This is a genomic window from Williamsia sp. Y721 (genome assembly GCF_059683565.1).
This window is the reverse complement of sequence record NZ_JCASNH010000001.1, coordinates 1849824-1865762: the sequence shown is the minus strand read 5'-3', so window position 1 is coordinate 1865762 and position 15939 is coordinate 1849824. Positions and strand designations below refer to the sequence as shown.

Sequence of the window (15939 nt, the reverse complement as noted above, 5' to 3'; positions counted from 1 at the left end):
TCCGTTTCCAACCCTACGGGCTGCTGCCGGAGTTGGCCCGCTGTGCGAACATCGCGGATCGCGTTCGTCCACACAAGCGGCCGTCATCCACAGTCCGCGGGCGGAACCAAAGTTCCTGCTGACCCGTCACATGGCAGGACCAACAATTCGACAGCGATCGCCCGTGGGCGACGATCAAGCCGGGGGGCGTTTGTGGGGGAACAGTTCAAGGCATCGCCGACCGAGATCAGCGGGCTCGGCAACTACGTACTATCGGTCAACACCGGCGTGACGCAAGCCGTCGACTTGGTCAAAACGCACACCGCTGCCACCGGTGAGTTCACCGGCCTGATGAGCGCACTCAGTGCACCGATCAACACGCTGCACATCGAAACCGCAACCCGACTCGAATCACTCCCCGAGTCGTTGCGCGGCACCAGCGTCAGCCTCAAACAGACTGCCTGGAACCACACCGGTACCGAGCGCGACAGCACGTTGGGTTTCGAGCACACCAAGGAGCAGATCTTCGACAAGGCTCCCTTCGCACCACCTTTCTCGCGGTCGTCCATACCGGGTACCGCAGAAAACCGAGATCGATTCGTTCGTTGGGATGTGGTCGCCGACGTTCCCGGTGCTGCCGGCTTTCGACCGGCCACGCCTGTCGATGTCAGCCCGCCACCGAGTGAGAGCGTCGACTGGAATGCGCTCATCGAAGACACCGCCGGGTGGCTGGCCGACGCGGACGCAGCCATCGAACGACTCGTGAGATGGAGTCCGCTGACAGCGGCGTTGGAGCCACTGGCCGGAAACTGGCTGGAACTCAAACGTATTGGTCGTACCTACGGCAAAGCGGGAACAGCACTCGGTACCGCCGGCAATGATCTGACCTGGTCCACCAGAGAAGTCAACCAATTCTGGGATGGCGAGGCAGCGATTGCGTATACCGCCTACAGCACCAAAATGGCAGGTGGCCTGGAGTGGAACGCGTCAGTCGGCCGGCTACTCGATCAAGGACTGGAGATCGCCGCAGAGAAACTAGAGGAAGCAGCACGAGCGACCATCAACCTCATCAAGGAGGGTCTTTCCCGGTTGATCAAGGTCGACACCTGGATAGGTGCGCTCAAGGCCGCAGCCAAGATTATCCCTTACGCCGGAACGGCCACCGCCGTCGCCGAAGTGACCGCGCTCTTGGCGGAAGTCAGCAAGGAAGTCTCCCAGATGGTGAACGACATCAACACCTCTATCGACGCGCTGAAGGCATTCATCGAGTTCTGCACAGACCCGGTCGGGTCCACCACCGATCACGTGGATGCTGCCGTGCAACGCACGATCGACGAAAAGCTCAAGCCTCTCAACGATCTGGTGAACGATTACAACAGTGCCGAGGCAGATGTCCGGCACAAGGCGCGAATCGCCGAAGATCTGGTGACCGCAGCCGACGTCCAGGCGCTGGTGAATCAGCCCGACACGCCGTTCACCATGGGTACCGGCAACCAACCGTGGAATGACGCGAAATGACCAGATACACGAAAGTCATTGTGATGACGGCATTTGTCGTCCTCGCATCTGCATGCAGCACCAGCAACGACGGCGGCAGCAATTCCTCCGAAACGACCGGCCGGGAGATCGTTCCAGGACTCACTGTTCCCGTCAGCACCTTGTCTGAAGACGCACGCCAATTCTTGTCACCGCAAGAAATCTGCGATGCACTCACACCTGAAGACGTGGCACCACTGACCGACGGCACAGTGACCGACGGGCCAACACAAACGACTGACCTCGGCCTCCCCGGATGCAAGTGGCCCGTTCAGGACGGCTGGGGCTGGTTCGAATTGTCAGTCTTCGAACCCGTGAGCATCGACGCCCTCATCACGATCTCCGAAGAGAGCTATGCGATTGCCGACCGGACCGTCTTCCAGACCATGCCCGACGGCGGCAGCTGTCACGCAATAGTCGTCGCACCAAAGGCTCCCAAGGGTTACGTTCTTGGCCTCGATCTTCAGGGAATTCCCCGTAGAACTTCCGACAACCCCGACCTGTGTCAGCTGTCGATACCGCAGACCGCAAAGGTTTTGGAGAGGCTCGGGTGGTGATGCGACCGCAAGATGACCTCGGCCATGCGTTGAGCAAGCTGCAGGGTTCGATGGACAACCTGGCCACGTCGACCATTCGTGCACGCAACCGCCAGTTCCCGCCGGTGGAGATCACCACAGACCGGAAAACCGAGAACCCGCATCGCCCCGACGACTACCACCTGTTCTGCACCGACAAGTCGATCCGCGACACCGAGTTCGCCCGCCGGAAGCGGGAATCCGTCTCCGCCTGGTATTTCGATCTTGCAAGCAGCAACCAGCCCATGCGGGAGATCACCGCTGAGGAAACCCAAGCGCTCTACAAGCAGGTCGAACAAGATTTTGTCCGGGAACTGAATGAGTACCTCTATCAGTACCCAGAAACGGAGTACAAGAAATGATCACCCGCTCGCACCTGACGATGGTCGCCGTGGTCCTGCTTGTTGCTTTTTCGTCCGCATGTGATGCGGGAGGTGACAACAACGATGCGTCCGCCGATAGCGCCGCCGAGGCGGCAGCCATATCGGCGACCGCCGGCGTGCCGGAGGAGTTCGAAGGTGCCTTGGGCGACTTGCAGGAGTCGCTGGATGATCTTGAAGGCGCGGCCAATAGCGCTCGTAACCGAGACTTCCCACCGGTTGTGGTCGATTCCGGTGATGACACCGAACCGCATCGCACGGACGCCGACCACCTTCGGTTCTGCACGGACGAGGCTGCTCGCAGCGCCGAACTCGAATTACGTAAACGGGGAGCGGTGAAGGCGTGGTATTTCGAACTCGCGGAGTCCACCGAACCCATGCGGGACATCACAGACAAAGAAGCACAGGAGATTCACGAACAGGCCGAAGAAGAGTTTGCTAGAGAACTGAAGAACTACCACGCGTCACATCCCGACGTCGCTTGCGCGGGGTAGCCGAAAACCGGGAGCTGATCTGCTACCTGCGAAAGAGCTTGTTCCCCAACCACACCAGTGGGTCGTACTGACGGTCGACCACCCGTTCTTTCATCGGGATCAGCGCGTTGTCGGTGATCTTGATGTGTTCGGGACATACTTCGGTGCAGCATTTGGTGATGTTGCACAGGCCCAACCCGTGCTCGGATTGCGCTGAATCTCGCCGCTCGGCCACATCGAGGGGATGCATGTCGAGTTCGGCAATCCGCATCAAATAGCGCGGACCGGCGAAGTTCTCCTTGTTCTCCTCATGGTCGCGGACGACGTGGCAGACGTCCTGGCAGAGGAAACACTCGATGCACTTGCGGAACTCCTGCGACCGTTGCACATCAACCTGTTTCATCCGGTACTCCCCCGCCTCGAGACCTTCGGGCGGCGTGAATGACTGGATCTCACGGGCTTTCGCGTAGTTGAACGAGACATCCGTGACCAGATCGCGGATCACCGGGAACGTGCGCAACGGGGTGACCGTGATGACCTCGTCTTCGGTGAATGTCGACATCCTGGTCATACACAACAGTTTCGGACGACCGTTGACCTCCGCCGAACACGAACCGCACTTACCGGCCTTGCAGTTCCAGCGCACAGCCAGATCTGGCGTCTGCGTGGCCTGGAGTCGGTGGATGATGTCGAGCACCACCTCACCGTCGTTGGCGAGCACGGTGTAGTCCTGCAGGTCACCGTCCTCGCTGTCACCACGCCAGACCCGGAACTTCGCGTCATAGCCCATGTCAGTTCTCCTTGGTGCCACCGGCGTCGGGGTGTCCGGCGATCTCGCCGGCGGTGTAGTACTTCTCGATCTCGGGGAAGTCGAAGAGTTCCAACAGCTCCGGGCGCATCGGGGTCTGCTCCTCTTTGACCACCGTCACTTCCGGGACCGGCGAGTTGTCATTGAGATCGGCGGTGCAGACCAGCAGCGTGTTACGCCAGGCCGGATCCATCGCAGGATGATCGTCGCGGGTGTGGCCACCACGGCTCTCGGTGCGCAGCAGTGCCGCCTTGGCGACGCATTCACACACCAGCAGCATGTTTCGCAGGTCGACCGCCAGATGCCAGCCCGGATTGAACTGCCGGTGGCCTTCCACCTGCATTCCGGACAGTCGGCCACGGATGTAGTCGAGAACCTCGATCGCCTCCTGCACCTCCTCCTCTTTCCGGATGATGCCGACGAGGTCGTTCATGGACTGCTGCAGGTCGGTGTGCAATGTGTAGGGATTCTCGGGTTTGCCCTCGGCAGGCGGATCAAAGGGTGCCAAGGCAAACGCCGCCGCTCGGTCGATATCTGCGGCTGCGACCATGGGTCGCGTCTGCAGCGATTCGATATACGCCGCCGCACCGAGCCCCGCCCGTCGTCCGAACACCAACAGGTCGGATAAGGAGTTGCCACCCAACCGATTTGAGCCGTGCATGCCGCCCGAACACTCACCGGCCGCGAACAGGCCCGGCACACGCGCAGCCCCGGTATCCGGATCGACTTCGATCCCACCCATCACGTAGTGACAGGTCGGACCCACCTCCATGGGTTCGGCCGTGATGTCGACATCGGCGAGTTCTTTGAACTGGTGATGCATCGACGGCAGCCGGCGGATGATCTCGTCTGCCGGCATCCGGGAGGCGATGTCGAGGTAGACGCCACCGTGTTCGGTGCCGCGGCCGGCCTTGACCTCTTCGTTGATCGCGCGGGCGACCTCGTCACGCGGCAGCAGGTCGGGTGTGCGGCGTGCACTGTCGTTGTCGGCGAGCCATTTGTCGGCTTCTTCTTCCGTTTCGGCGTACTGCCCCTTGAACACCGGTGGGATGTAGTCGAACATGAACCGTTTGCCGTCGGTGTTCTTCAGGACGCCACCGTCGCCCCGGACACCCTCTGTCACGAGGATGCCCTTGACGCTGGGTGGCCACACCATCCCGGTCGGATGGAACTGGATGAACTCCATGTTGATCAGGCTGGCCCCGGCCCGCAGCGCGAGTGCGTGCCCGTCGCCGGTGTACTCCCACGAATTGGATGTCACCTTGAAGGACTTACCGATGCCGCCGGTCGCCAGCACCACTGCCGGAGCTTCGAACAGCACAAAGCGGCCGGATTCACGCCAGTATCCGAACGCTCCGGCAATGGCATCGCCGTCCTTGAGCAGTTCGGTGATGGTGCATTCGGCGAACACCTTGATACGCGCCTCGTAGTCGCCGGTGGCCGCGTAGTCCTCCTGTTGCAACGAGACGATCTTCTGTTGCATGGTCCGGATCAGTTCGAGGCCCGTCCGGTCGCCGACATGCGCCAGTCTCGGGTAGGTGTGACCACCGAAGTTGCGCTGGGCAATTCGACCATCATCGGTCCGATCAAACAGCGCGCCATAGGTTTCCAGCTCCCAGACCCGATCCGGCGCCTCTCTGGCATGCAGTTCCGCCATCCGCCAGTTGTTCAGGAACTTGCCGCCACGCATGGTGTCTTTGAAGTGGGTCTGCCAGTTGTCCTTCGAGTTGGCGTTGCCCATCGATGCGGCACAACCACCTTCGGCCATGACGGTGTGGGCCTTACCGAACAGCGACTTGCACACCACCGCGACGGAGTAACCCTTCTCTCGGGCCTCGATGACCGCCCGCAGGCCGGCACCACCGGCCCCGATCACAACAACGTCGTATTGGTGGCGTTCGGTTTCGGTCATCTAGCAATGGCTCCCAGCGTGAAATCGATTGCGCAACAGTCGTTGCGCACAGGGCAACGGATCAGTTCACAAAGCGAAGGTCGGAGATGGTGTCACTGGCCACGAGCATGATGTAGAAATCGGTGAGCACGAGCGTGCCGAGCGTGATCCAGGCGTACTGCATGTGGCGGGTGTTGAGCTTAGACACCTGGGTCCAGATCCAATACCGGATCGGATGAGCCGAGAAGTGCTTGAGACGCCCACCGGTGACGTGCCGACACGAATGACACGACACCGTGTAGGTCCACAGCAGGATCACGTTGCCCACCAGGATGATGTTGCCCAGACCGAAGCCGAAACCACCACCCTTGCCGTGGAACGCGGTGACCGCGTCGTAGGTGTTGATCAACGAAACGATCAGTGCCACATAGAAGAAGTAGCGATGCGCGTTCTGAACGATCAGCGGGAATCGGGTCTCCCCTGTGTAGCGACTGTGCGGCTCCGCCACCGCACACGCCGGTGGTGAGAACCAGAAGGACCGGTAATAGGCCTTGCGGTAGTAGTAACAGGTGACCCGGAAACCGAGCAGAAACGGCAGGACCACAAAACCGAGCGGAATCCACATCGGGAGTTCTGGGAACGGTGTCCCGAAGTGACTTGATCCCGGGACACACGATTCGCTCAGACAGGGCGAGTAGAACGGTGAGAGGTAGTGGTAGTCCGCGACCCAATAGGCGCTGCGGACAAATGACCGCACGGTCGCGTAGATGATGAACGCCGACAGACCGATCACGGTCAGCAGCGGCGACACCCACCAGCGATCCACTCGAAGGGTTCGCACGAGGATCCGCGCCCGTCCGGGAGATCGAACCCCGGCTGTCTCCCGCTCAGTCGCGGGGGCGCTCACTTCGTTCGCTCACGCGAGTGGAAGCCCAGCCCTTCGTCTTGCGCTCCGAGCCACGCGGACTCGTCTGATTTGCTGTCCGGCACGTAGACCACGTCGTCCTTGCCCACCGGTGATCGGCGCACGGGTGGTGGCGACTGTTCGAAGTCGTGCAGGTCGATCTCGAGGCGGTCGAGATCATTGGTCATCCGGCGGACTGCATCAACATCCCCGTAGTGCAGTTTCAGCGTGACGATGTGATGCCGCAGCGCGCCGATGCTGCGATGGAGTTCATTCATTTCGGCAATTGCCATGGCGTTCCCTCCAAGCCCTTGTGATACGCACCACAGTACTGGCAGGACCGATTCAGTCAACGGTTTTGACCGAACGTGTCGGACATGGAATCCGCCTTGGCTCGCAGAACTTCGCTCTCCCTTCGGTTTCCGGCCATCTCCGCCGCCTTCCTCAACTCCCCCTCAGCTTCGGAGTACCGCTCTAAACGCGCCAGGAGTTCACCACGCACCGCAGGCAACAAATGAGACCGGGCCAGCGCACCGTCTGCCACCAGATCGTCGATGATCTCCAACGCCGGACCGGGTCCGGATGCCATCGACACCGCCACCGCCCGATTGAGGTCCACCACCGGCGACGGCGCCAACCTCCCCAGAGCCTCGTACAGAACCACGATGCGGTGCCAGTCGGTCTCCTGTGCGGTGGCCGCGGTGGCATGACACTGCGCCAGCGCGGCCTGTAGGCCGTACGGCCCCCGGCCACGCCCGCAGGCGTCCGCACGCGCGAGTGCCGCTGTGCCGCGGCCTATCTGGGCCCGGTCCCAGGTGCCTCGATCCTGGTCCGACAACAAGATCGGCGTTCCGTCGGCGGCAATGCGCGCACCGAACCGTGAGGCCTGGAACTCCATCAGGGCCACCAGCGAATGCACCTCCGGCTCGCCGGGTACCAATTCCGCCAGGATGCGACCGAGGCGCAGCGCCTCCATGCACAGCTCGCCACGGATCCAGCGATCACCGGAGGACGCCGAATAGCCCTCGTTGAACACGAGATAGATGACGCTGAGCACCGCGGACAGGCGCTTCGGATAGTCCTCACGGGGCGGCACCTCGAATGGCACATTCGCGGCCTTGAGGGTTTTCTTCGCGCGCACGATGCGCTGCTGGATGGTGGTGGTGGAGGTCAGGAACGCCTGCGCGATCTCGTCCGGGGTGAGGCCACCGACGACGCGCAGGGTGAGCGCGATCTGGCCTTCCCTGGCCAGGACCGGGTGAGCCGAGACGAATATCAACCGCAGAACGTCATCGTCGATGCTGTCCGGATCCCAGCCGAGCTCGGCGTCGGGTCTGGTGTCCAGGTCCCGGGCGATCGCGGCATATTTCGCATCCAACCGCTCCTGCCGCCGCCAACCGTCGACTGCGCGGCGTTTCGCGACGGTCGTGAGCCAGGCGCCCGGATTGCGCGGCACGCCTGACTCCGGCCACTTCGACAGCGCCTCTACCAGCGCTTCCTGGGCCAGATCTTCGGCCAGTCCGATGTCACCGACCATGCGGCTGAGGGTCGCGACGATCTTCGCGGCCTCCATCCGCCAGACCGCGTCGACGGTGCGGCCGATGGCGTCGGACCGGCTCATCGGCGGCTCAGCTCGACTTCTGGCCCAGTTCTTCGCGCCACCGCTCTTCCTTCTGGATCCATTCGTTGTCCTGCGGGAAGTCCTCGGGGCCGTGGACGCGCCGCACCTCGAGCTTGCTGCCCTTGCCCAGCGGGCACTGCGAGGCCCACTGCGCGGCCTCTTCCTTGCTCGAGACCTCGATGATCCAGAAGCCGCTGAACAGCTCCTTTGCCTCGGCGTACGGTCCGTCGGTCACCACGGGCGGATCAGAGTCGAAGTCCACGACGATACCCTCGGATGGGTCGGTGAGTCCTTCGCCGGAGAGCAGCACGCCGGCCTTGACCAGCTTCTCGTTGTACGCGCCCATCGCCGCGATGATCTCGTCGAAGGGGACCTCTTTGCTCGCGTCGATCGCTTCCTGCGTGTCGCGCATGATCATCATGTATCGCATTGTCTTCTCCTCATTCAGTGGATGTTCTGAGGTTCGTTGCCCTCACCCATGCGTCGAACAAGCATCGACCAGATCGACACGCTCGCAGAGAGTATTTGTCGCTAGTGCGCGGCCTCGTCCCACGAACGGCCGTAGCCGATCGACACATCCAGCGGCACGGACAACTCGATCGCGCCACCCATTTTGGCCCGGACCAGCTCTTCGAGCTTGTCTTGCTCACCGGGGGCAACCTCGAAGACGAGTTCGTCGTGGACCTGCAGCAGCATCCGGGAGTTCAGTTTCTGCTCGGCGAGTGCCTTCTGCACGTCGATCATCGCAACCTTGATGATGTCGGCGGCGGTGCCCTGGATCGGCGCGTTCAGCGCCGCGCGCTCGGCCACATCGCGGCGTTGCCGGTTGTCGCTGTTGAGATCGGGCAGGTACCGCCGACGGCCGAACAGGGTGGACGTGTACTCGTTGCGGCGGGCCTCTTCGACGGTCTCGTGCAGGTAGTCCCGCACTCCACCGAAGCGCGTGAAGTACGCCTCCATCTGATCTTTGGCCTCGCCGGTGCTGATCTTGAGCTGTTGCGACAGACCGAACGCACTCAGTCCGTAGGCCAGGCCGTAACTCATCGCCTTGACCCGCCGTCGCATGTCGGGGGTGACCTCCTCGATCGGCACACCGAACGCCCGGGACCCGACAAAGCTGTGCAGGTCCTCCCCCGTGTTGAACGCCTCGATCAGGCCCGCGTCACCGGACAGGTGCGCCATGATCCGCATCTCGATCTGGCTGTAGTCGGCGGTCATCAGACTGTCGTAACCGTCGCCGACCACGAATCCCTGGCGGATCTGCCGGCCGGCGTCGGTGCGCACCGGGATGTTCTGCAGGTTCGGATCGGTCGACGACAACCGGCCGGTCGCGGCCACGGTCTGATTGAAGGTGGTGTGGATCCGTCCGTCGTCGGCGACCGTCTTGAGCAGCCCGTCGACGGTGACCTTGAGCCGGGTGGCATCGCGATGAGCCAACAGGTGCTCGAGGAACGGATGACCGGTCTTCTCGAACAGCCCGGCCAGCGCGTCGGCGTCGGTGGTGTACCCGGTTTTGGTCTTCTTGGTCTTCGGCATCTCCAGCTCGTCGAACAGCACCACCTGCAGCTGCTTCGGCGACCCCAGGTTGATCTGCTTGCCGATTACTTCGTAGGCCAGATCAGCTGATTGCCGCACGCGCGCAGCAAAGCCGGACTCCAGCTCTTCGAGGTGCGCGGTGTCGATGGCGATACCGGCGGCCTCGAGTTCGGCCAGCACGAACAGCAGCGGCAGCTCCATATCGGTGAGCAACGACGCCGAGTCGATCTTGGCCAGTTCTTCGTCGAACCGGTCGGCCAGCTCTGCGACCGCCTGCGCCTGCAACATCGCCTGATCGGCGGCGGCCTGCGCACCGGAGTCCTCGTCGAGCAGCGACATCTGACCGTTGTCGGCCACGGCCTCGGCGACGAGTTCGCGTTTCAGATAACGCAGCGCGAGATCGTCGAGGTTGAACGATCGTTGCCCTGGACGCACCAGGTAGGCGGCCAACGAGGTGTCACTGGTGACACCGCAGAGCTGCCATCCACGGCCGCGCAGTGCGTGAAACGCCCACTTCGCCTCGTGAATCGCCTTGGGTACGTTGACGTCTGCCAGCCACTCGGCGACAGCCTTCTCGTCGTCTGGTCCGATTTTCGCGGGGTCGAAGTAGGCCGATTCACCGTCGGCGGCGGCGATCGCGATACCGGTGACATCCGACCCGAACACCTGACGAGGCCCGAGTACCGCCAACCCGGTACGTGCGCCACCGGGAGCGGCGTGGGCGGCCAGCCAGGCAGCGACCTCGCCTGCGCCCAGCAGGGTGCCGCGTAGGTCGAACCCGGATTCTGCCTCCGGCTCGGCCGACGACAGTGTGGTGAAGAGCCGATCACGCAGGACGCGGAACTCGAGGTCGTCGAAGAGCTGATGGATCTTGTCGCGATCCCACGGCGCAAGCATCAGGTCGTCCGGCCCGAAGGGCAGGTCCATGTCGCGAACCAGCTCTGTCAGTTGGCGGTTCATCTGAACATTGGCCAGGTGCGTCCGAAACGATTCGCCGACTTTGCCTTTGATCTTGTCCGCGTTGTCGACCAGCGCCGACAGCGAGCCGTACTCACGGATCCACTTGGTGGCCGTCTTCTCCCCCACACCGGGGATCCCGGGCAGGTTGTCGGACGGATCGCCGCGTAGTGCCGCGAAGTCGGGGTACTGGGCGGGGGTGAGTCCGTACTTGGCCTCCACCTCTTCCGGCGTGAAGCGCGTCAGCTCGGACACACCCCGCTTGGGGTAGAGCACGGTGACGTTGTCGCTGACGAGTTGGAGCGCATCGCGGTCGCCGGTGACCACCAGCACGCGGTACCCGAGGGCCTCGGCCCGTGTGGTCAGGGTGGCGATGATGTCGTCGGCTTCGTAGCCCTCCTGGGCGAAGACCGGAATTCCCATGGCGCCCAAAACATCTTTGGTCAGATCGACCTGACCACGGAACTCGTCGGGCGCGGAACTGCGCTGCGCCTTGTATGCGGGGAACACCTCGGCACGGAAAGTCTGCCGGGACACATCGAACGCCGCCGCGATATGTGACGGCGCCTCGTCGCGCAACAGGTTGATGAGCATCGAGGTGAATCCGTACACCGCATTGGTGGTCTGACCCGACGCTGTCTTGAAGTTCTCTGCCGGTAACGCGAAGAAGGCGCGGAACGCCAGTGAATGACCGTCGAGCAACATCAAGGTCGGGCGATCACCCGATTCGGTTGCGGACTTCGCCGTTGCACGGCCGGGCTGACTGATCTGGGCAGGACTCACGGGTCCAAGTGTATGGAGCGGCCCCGACACGCCTTGCCATACGGGCCACAAACTCGGGACTCGGCACTGTTTTACGAGGTCGGGAACTCAAGTTACTCAACGGTAACCGTGAGGAAACTTCTAAAGGCCGCCGAGCGCGATTACGGGTTATAGAGTCCGCAAGGATGACTTTCCGCCGCCCGGCCATGGCCGGGCGCTGACCATTTTTCGGGAGGACACACGCGTGATGCCCCATCCTGCTCAACGGGTAAGGGTCTTTGGAGCCAGATGGGGTGCAGGAGCATTGCTTGCCCTGCTGATCTCACTCATGTTCGCCGGGCTGATGGGCTCCGGCCTGGCCTCGGCTGCTCCAGAGGCTCCCGCCGACGACGACACCGTGCGAGTGTTCGGAACCCTGCGCAACGGTTCTGAACCTGTTGCCGGTGTCCAAGTCGATGCGAAAGACCAGGCCGGTGCGACCGTCGAGTCCACGGTCTCCGCCGCGACCGGCATGTGGGAAGTGTTCGTGCCGCCGGGCAACTACACCGTCGTGATCGAGAAGACAACGATCCCGAGCGGGGTCGAGGTCCAGAAGGACACCGTGCCGGTCACGGTCACCCCGGGCTCACCGCGACCGGTGATCTTCCTGTTCGGTGAGGAACGGACGAGCACCGAGATCTCCGCGGCCGAGGAACTGACCCGACTCACCATCGACGGTCTGCGGTTCGGTCTGATCATCGCCATCTGTGGCGTGGGGTTGAGCCTGATCTTCGGTACCACCGGCCTGACCAACTTCGCTCATGGCGAACTCGTCACACTCGGCGCGGTGGTGGCCTGGTTCTTCAACGTCAAGATGGGTATCCAGCTCATCCCGGCGACCATCCTCGCGATCATCGTCGGCATCGGGATCGGCATGCTGAACGAGCTGGCCATCTGGCGGCCCCTGCGTCGACGGCGCTCGGGTTTGATCGCGATGCTGGTGGTCTCGATCGGCCTGGCGCTGATCATGCGCTATCTGATCCTGATCTTCTTCTCCGACCGCGCCGAGCCGCTCAAGGACTACCAGGTCCAGAAACAGATCGGCTCGGGCGCTTTCGCGATCACCCCGGTCAACCTGTGGTGCATCATCATCAGCCTGGTTGTACTGCTCTTGGTGGCGGTCATGCTGCAGAAGACCCGGATCGGCAAGGCGATGCGAGCCGTCGCCGACAACAAAGATCTGGCCGCGTCCTCCGGTATCAACGTCGACCGCGTGATCCTGTTCGTGTGGTCACTGGCCGGCGCGTTGGCCACGCTCGGTGGCGTCCTGTTCGCGATGTCCGAACTCGGTGGACGCGTCCAATGGGAGATGGGATTCAAGCTATTGCTGCTCATGTTCGCGGGCATCACCCTCGGTGGGCTCGGCACGGCCTACGGTGCGCTCCTGGGCTGTGTGATCGTCGGTCTGCTGGTGCAGCTCTCGACGTACTGGATCGACCCCGACCTCAAATACATCGGAGGCCTGTTGGTCCTCATCGTCATTCTCACCATCAGACCCCAGGGCATTCTCGGGTCCAAAGCGAGGATCGGCTGACACATGGATATCATTTCCGCACTTCAGATCTCGGTTGCCCAATTGGTCGGCCCGTCAGCGATCTTCTACGCGCTCCTGGCCATCGGCCTCAACCTGCACTTCGGTTATGCCGGACTGCTCAACTTCGGCCAGATCGGCTTTGCACTGCTCGGCGCCTACGGCGTCGGCATCATGGCCGAGAACTATGACCAGCCCCTGTGGATAGGTGCTCTCGTGGGCATCATCGCCTCCGGTGTCCTGGCCCTGGTCCTCGGCTTCCCCACCCTGCGCCTGCGGGCGGACTATCTGGCGATCGTCACCATCGCGGCATCGGAGATCCTGCGACTGATCTTCCGCTCGACCGCGGCCGACGACCTGACCCACTCCACCAACGGCATCTTCGGTTATGCCGGAGGGTTCTTCGAGTACAGCCCGTTCGAGAACGGCAAGCAGTACTCGTTCCTCGGGGTCAAGTTCCAGGGCACAGACCTGTGGGCGATGGTGGTCGGCTGGTCCATCGTGTTGCTGCTCTGCCTGCTGGTCTGGCTGCTGGTCCGCAGTCCGTGGGGTCGCGTGCTCAAAGCGGTCCGCGAGGACGAGGACGCCGCTCGCTCACTCGGCAAGAACGCCTACCTCTACAAGATGCAGGCGCTCATCCTCGGTGGTTGCATCGGCGGTATCGCCGGTGTCTACAACGCGATACAAACACAATCGATCAACCCGGACTTCTACTCCACCGCGCAGACGTTCTTTGCATACGGCGCCCTGATACTCGGCGGAGCCGCAACGGTATTCGGCCCGGTGGTCGGTGCGATGTTGTTCTGGTTCCTGCTCGCCATCCCCGATGCCCTGCTTCGGCAGGTCACCACCGGCCCTGACGCCTGGTTCGATTTGACCCAGCAGCAGGTCGGTGCCATCCGCTACGTCTTGTTGGGATTGGCCATAGCGCTGATGATGGTCTTCAGACCGCAAGGAATCCTGGGTAACAAGCGGGAGGTGCAGCTCGATGCCTGATGGACGCCATCTGAAATCCGCCCCGTCCGGCGATGAGCCCGCAGGCGAGTCGACCACGCTGACCGCGGGGGCCGCTCCGGCCACGCTCGCCGAACTCAAGACGTTTTCGGCGGCTGAACGCGCCGCGATCTTCGAGTCGGTGTCGCCTGAGCCGGGCTCGGCCAAACCCGATCCGATCATCACGGTCGACGGGATCACCCGCACGTTCGGTGGCCTCAAGGCCGTGGACGTCGAACATCTGGAGATCCAGCGCGGGTGCATCACCGGTCTGATCGGCCCCAACGGTGCCGGCAAGACCACGTTCTTCAACCTGATCACCGGATTCGACAAACCCGATACGGGCACGTGGGCTCTCAACGGTCAGGAAATGGGAAAGGTTGTGCCGCACCGGGTTGCCCGCAACGGCATGGTCCGCACCTTCCAGTTGACCAAGGCGCTGTCGAAGTTGTCGGTGCTCGACAACGTGCGGCTCGGTGCCCGCCACCAAACGGGTGAGCACATGTTCGCCGCACTGGCACCGTGGTTGTGGCGTAAGCAAGAAGCCGAAACCACCGAGCGCGCATACGAATTGCTCAAACGGTTCAAATTGGATACGAAGGCCGACGACTACGCCGGCTCGTTGTCCGGTGGCCAGCGCAAGCTGCTGGAGATGGCCCGCGCGCTGATGACCAACCCTGAAGTGATCATGCTCGACGAGCCGATGGCCGGCGTCAATCCGGCCCTCACCCAAAGCCTCCTCGAACACATCAAGTCATTGCGCGACGAGGGCATGAGCGTGGTTTTCGTCGAACACGACATGGACGTTATCCGCAACATCAGCGACTGGGTGGTGGTGATGGCGCAGGGCAAGGTGATCGCAGAGTCGCTCCCCGGTCGGCTCGGCGACAATTCGGCGGTGGTGGACGCCTACCTCGGTGGCCATCACGATCAGGCCCTGGAGTTCGACGACGAGGGCAACCCCGTCGGAGAGACCGCGGTCCTGGCCGAAGAGGTGCAGGCGGCGATCGAAGAAACCCTGCAAGCCGGCGGCGACCTGTCCGAACCGGTCATCACCGAACCAGAGAAAAAACCCGATGACCCGGACCGAAAGGACACACCATGAACGGGCCGGACATGTCGAAATCCGGTGGGACACCACCGGATCGTGCGTTGACCCATGCAGAGCTCGCCGCGACCCCCGAGGTTCATCGCAAGGACGCGGAGAACGCACTGCTCCGGGCCGACGACATCACCGCGGGCTATCTGCCGGGCATCAACATCCTGGAAGGCTGCAACTTCTATCTCGACGACGGTGAGATCGTCGGCATCATCGGACCCAACGGTGCCGGCAAATCCACCCTTCTCAAGTCGCTGTTCGGTCTGATTCCGGTGCGGGTGGGGTCGGTGAGCCTGCGCGGCGACGACATCACGTCCGCCAAGGCTCATGTGCTGGTGACCAAGGGTGTCGGCTACGTGCCGCAGACCCTGAACGTGTTCTCCGCACTGACCATCGAAGAAAACCTCGAGATGGGAATCTATCTGCGTCCCAAGAAGTTCAACGAGCGGTTCGACTTCGTCTCGGAGTTGTTCCCGCTCCTTTCTGAACGGCGCAAGGTGAAGGCCGGCGCGTTGTCCGGTGGTGAGCGTCAGATGGTGGCCATGGGCCGCGCGCTGATGATGGAGCCATCGGTGTTGCTGCTGGACGAGCCGTCGGCGGGGTTGTCGCCGATGTTCCAAGACGAGGTGTTCATCCGGATCAAGAAAATCAACGCCACCGGGGTGTCGGTGGTTCTGGTGGAGCAGAATGCCCGTCGCTGCCTGCAGATCTGCGACCGCGGTTACGTGCTCGATCAGGGCCGAAACGCCTACACCGACACCGGGGTCAACCTCGCCAACGACCCGAAGATCATCGAGCTGTACCTGGGTACGCTGGCAGGCAGCTCCGAGAAGAAGTAACTAGTCGGCAATAACA

Annotated in this window: 15 protein-coding genes; 8 read left to right on the top strand and 7 right to left on the bottom strand. The window is 62.5% G+C overall.

Translation table 11 applies throughout. From position 1 onward, the window contains the following. The first annotated feature begins 192 nt into the window (after positions 1–192). The 4 genes from AC56PL_RS08330 to AC56PL_RS08315 are packed head-to-tail and all read left to right on the top strand — an operon-like array spanning position 193 to position 2964. Positions 193–1497: a hypothetical protein gene (locus AC56PL_RS08330; RefSeq protein ID WP_497153506.1), complete on the top strand. Its 1305-nt coding sequence runs from the start codon at positions 193–195 to the stop codon at positions 1495–1497. Then, on the top strand, positions 1494–2072 hold the full coding sequence (locus tag AC56PL_RS08325; protein WP_497153505.1) for a DUF3558 family protein: 579 nt from the start codon (positions 1494–1496) through the stop codon (positions 2070–2072). Before AC56PL_RS08330 ends, AC56PL_RS08325 begins: the two co-directional genes overlap by 4 nt. Further along, positions 2069–2452 (top strand): hypothetical protein, encoded by a 384-nt coding sequence (locus AC56PL_RS08320; RefSeq protein ID WP_497153504.1) that lies wholly within the window; start codon positions 2069–2071, stop codon positions 2450–2452. Before AC56PL_RS08325 ends, AC56PL_RS08320 begins: the two co-directional genes overlap by 4 nt. Beyond that, positions 2449–2964, top strand: a complete 516-nt coding sequence (locus AC56PL_RS08315) for a hypothetical protein (RefSeq protein WP_497153503.1) — start codon at positions 2449–2451, stop codon at positions 2962–2964. Before AC56PL_RS08320 ends, AC56PL_RS08315 begins: the two co-directional genes overlap by 4 nt. A 22-nt stretch (positions 2965–2986) precedes the next feature. Here AC56PL_RS08315 and AC56PL_RS08310 read toward each other — a convergent pair whose 3' ends face one another. The 7 genes from AC56PL_RS08310 to polA all read right to left on the bottom strand — a co-directional run bounded on the left by AC56PL_RS08310 (position 2987) and on the right by polA (position 11443). Beyond that, positions 2987–3733, bottom strand: a complete 747-nt coding sequence (locus tag AC56PL_RS08310; protein ID WP_497153502.1) for a succinate dehydrogenase/fumarate reductase iron-sulfur subunit — start codon at positions 3731–3733, stop codon at positions 2987–2989. A gap of 1 nt (position 3734) precedes the next feature. Beyond that, entirely contained in the window at positions 3735–5663 is a 1929-nt protein-coding gene (locus AC56PL_RS08305; protein ID WP_497153501.1) for a fumarate reductase/succinate dehydrogenase flavoprotein subunit, read from the bottom strand. A gap of 61 nt (positions 5664–5724) precedes the next feature. Further along, positions 5725–6549 carry a succinate dehydrogenase subunit SdhC gene (gene sdhC / locus AC56PL_RS08300; RefSeq protein WP_495515871.1) on the bottom strand — a complete coding sequence of 275 codons (825 nt, stop codon included), beginning with the start codon at positions 6547–6549 and terminating at the stop codon, positions 5725–5727. After that, complete coding sequence (locus tag AC56PL_RS08295; RefSeq protein ID WP_495515870.1) at positions 6546–6839, bottom strand: Rv0250c family protein; 294 nt, start codon at positions 6837–6839, stop codon at positions 6546–6548. Before AC56PL_RS08295 ends, sdhC begins: the two co-directional genes overlap by 4 nt. 56 nt (positions 6840–6895) lie before the next feature. Then, complete coding sequence (locus tag AC56PL_RS08290) at positions 6896–8167, bottom strand: RNA polymerase sigma factor (protein WP_497153500.1); 1272 nt, start codon at positions 8165–8167, stop codon at positions 6896–6898. Between the two features lie 7 nt (positions 8168–8174). Further along, on the bottom strand, positions 8175–8597 hold the full coding sequence (locus AC56PL_RS08285; RefSeq protein WP_497153499.1) for a YciI family protein: 423 nt from the start codon (positions 8595–8597) through the stop codon (positions 8175–8177). Positions 8598–8698: 101 nt separating this feature from the next. Further along, complete coding sequence (polA, locus tag AC56PL_RS08280; RefSeq protein ID WP_497153498.1) at positions 8699–11443, bottom strand: DNA polymerase I; 2745 nt, start codon at positions 11441–11443, stop codon at positions 8699–8701. A gap of 307 nt (positions 11444–11750) precedes the next feature. Between polA and AC56PL_RS08275 the strand changes: the two genes are divergently transcribed. Genes AC56PL_RS08275 through AC56PL_RS08260 form a run of 4 tightly spaced genes read left to right on the top strand, consistent with a single transcriptional unit; the run spans position 11751 to position 15923 of the window. Continuing rightward, positions 11751–12995, top strand: coding sequence for an ABC transporter permease subunit (locus tag AC56PL_RS08275; protein ID WP_495516089.1), 1245 nt, complete (start codon positions 11751–11753; stop codon positions 12993–12995). 3 nt (positions 12996–12998) lie between these two features. Further along, positions 12999–13988, top strand: a complete 990-nt coding sequence (locus AC56PL_RS08270; protein ID WP_495515866.1) for an ABC transporter permease subunit — start codon at positions 12999–13001, stop codon at positions 13986–13988. Continuing rightward, positions 13981–15090 (top strand): ABC transporter ATP-binding protein, encoded by a 1110-nt coding sequence (locus AC56PL_RS08265; RefSeq protein ID WP_497153497.1) that lies wholly within the window; start codon positions 13981–13983, stop codon positions 15088–15090. The genes AC56PL_RS08270 and AC56PL_RS08265 overlap by 8 nt, the downstream gene beginning before the upstream one ends. After that, a complete protein-coding gene (locus tag AC56PL_RS08260; RefSeq protein ID WP_497153496.1) occupies positions 15087–15923 on the top strand; it encodes an ABC transporter ATP-binding protein in 837 nt (278 codons plus the stop codon). The genes AC56PL_RS08265 and AC56PL_RS08260 overlap by 4 nt, the downstream gene beginning before the upstream one ends. Positions 15924–15939 lie beyond the last annotated feature (16 nt).

Excerpts from the sequence above, each read along its gene's own strand:
- AC56PL_RS08325 (WP_497153505.1), top strand. The coding sequence starts at position 1,494 with ATGACCAGATACACGAAAGTCATTGTGATGACGGCATTTGTCGTCCTC.
- AC56PL_RS08315 (WP_497153503.1), top strand. The coding sequence starts at position 2,449 with ATGATCACCCGCTCGCACCTGACGATGGTCGCCGTGGTCCTGCTTGTT.
- AC56PL_RS08310 (WP_497153502.1), bottom strand. The coding sequence starts at position 3,733 with ATGGGCTATGACGCGAAGTTCCGGGTCTGGCGTGGTGACAGCGAGGAC.
- AC56PL_RS08305 (WP_497153501.1), bottom strand. The coding sequence starts at position 5,663 with ATGACCGAAACCGAACGCCACCAATACGACGTTGTTGTGATCGGGGCC.
- AC56PL_RS08295 (WP_495515870.1), bottom strand. The coding sequence starts at position 6,839 with ATGGCAATTGCCGAAATGAATGAACTCCATCGCAGCATCGGCGCGCTG.
- AC56PL_RS08290 (WP_497153500.1), bottom strand. The coding sequence starts at position 8,167 with ATGAGCCGGTCCGACGCCATCGGCCGCACCGTCGACGCGGTCTGGCGG.
- AC56PL_RS08285 (WP_497153499.1), bottom strand. The coding sequence starts at position 8,597 with ATGCGATACATGATGATCATGCGCGACACGCAGGAAGCGATCGACGCG.
- AC56PL_RS08275 (WP_495516089.1), top strand. The coding sequence starts at position 11,751 with ATGTTCGCCGGGCTGATGGGCTCCGGCCTGGCCTCGGCTGCTCCAGAG.
- AC56PL_RS08270 (WP_495515866.1), top strand. The coding sequence starts at position 12,999 with ATGGATATCATTTCCGCACTTCAGATCTCGGTTGCCCAATTGGTCGGC.
- AC56PL_RS08265 (WP_497153497.1), top strand. The coding sequence starts at position 13,981 with ATGCCTGATGGACGCCATCTGAAATCCGCCCCGTCCGGCGATGAGCCC.
- AC56PL_RS08260 (WP_497153496.1), top strand. The coding sequence starts at position 15,087 with ATGAACGGGCCGGACATGTCGAAATCCGGTGGGACACCACCGGATCGT.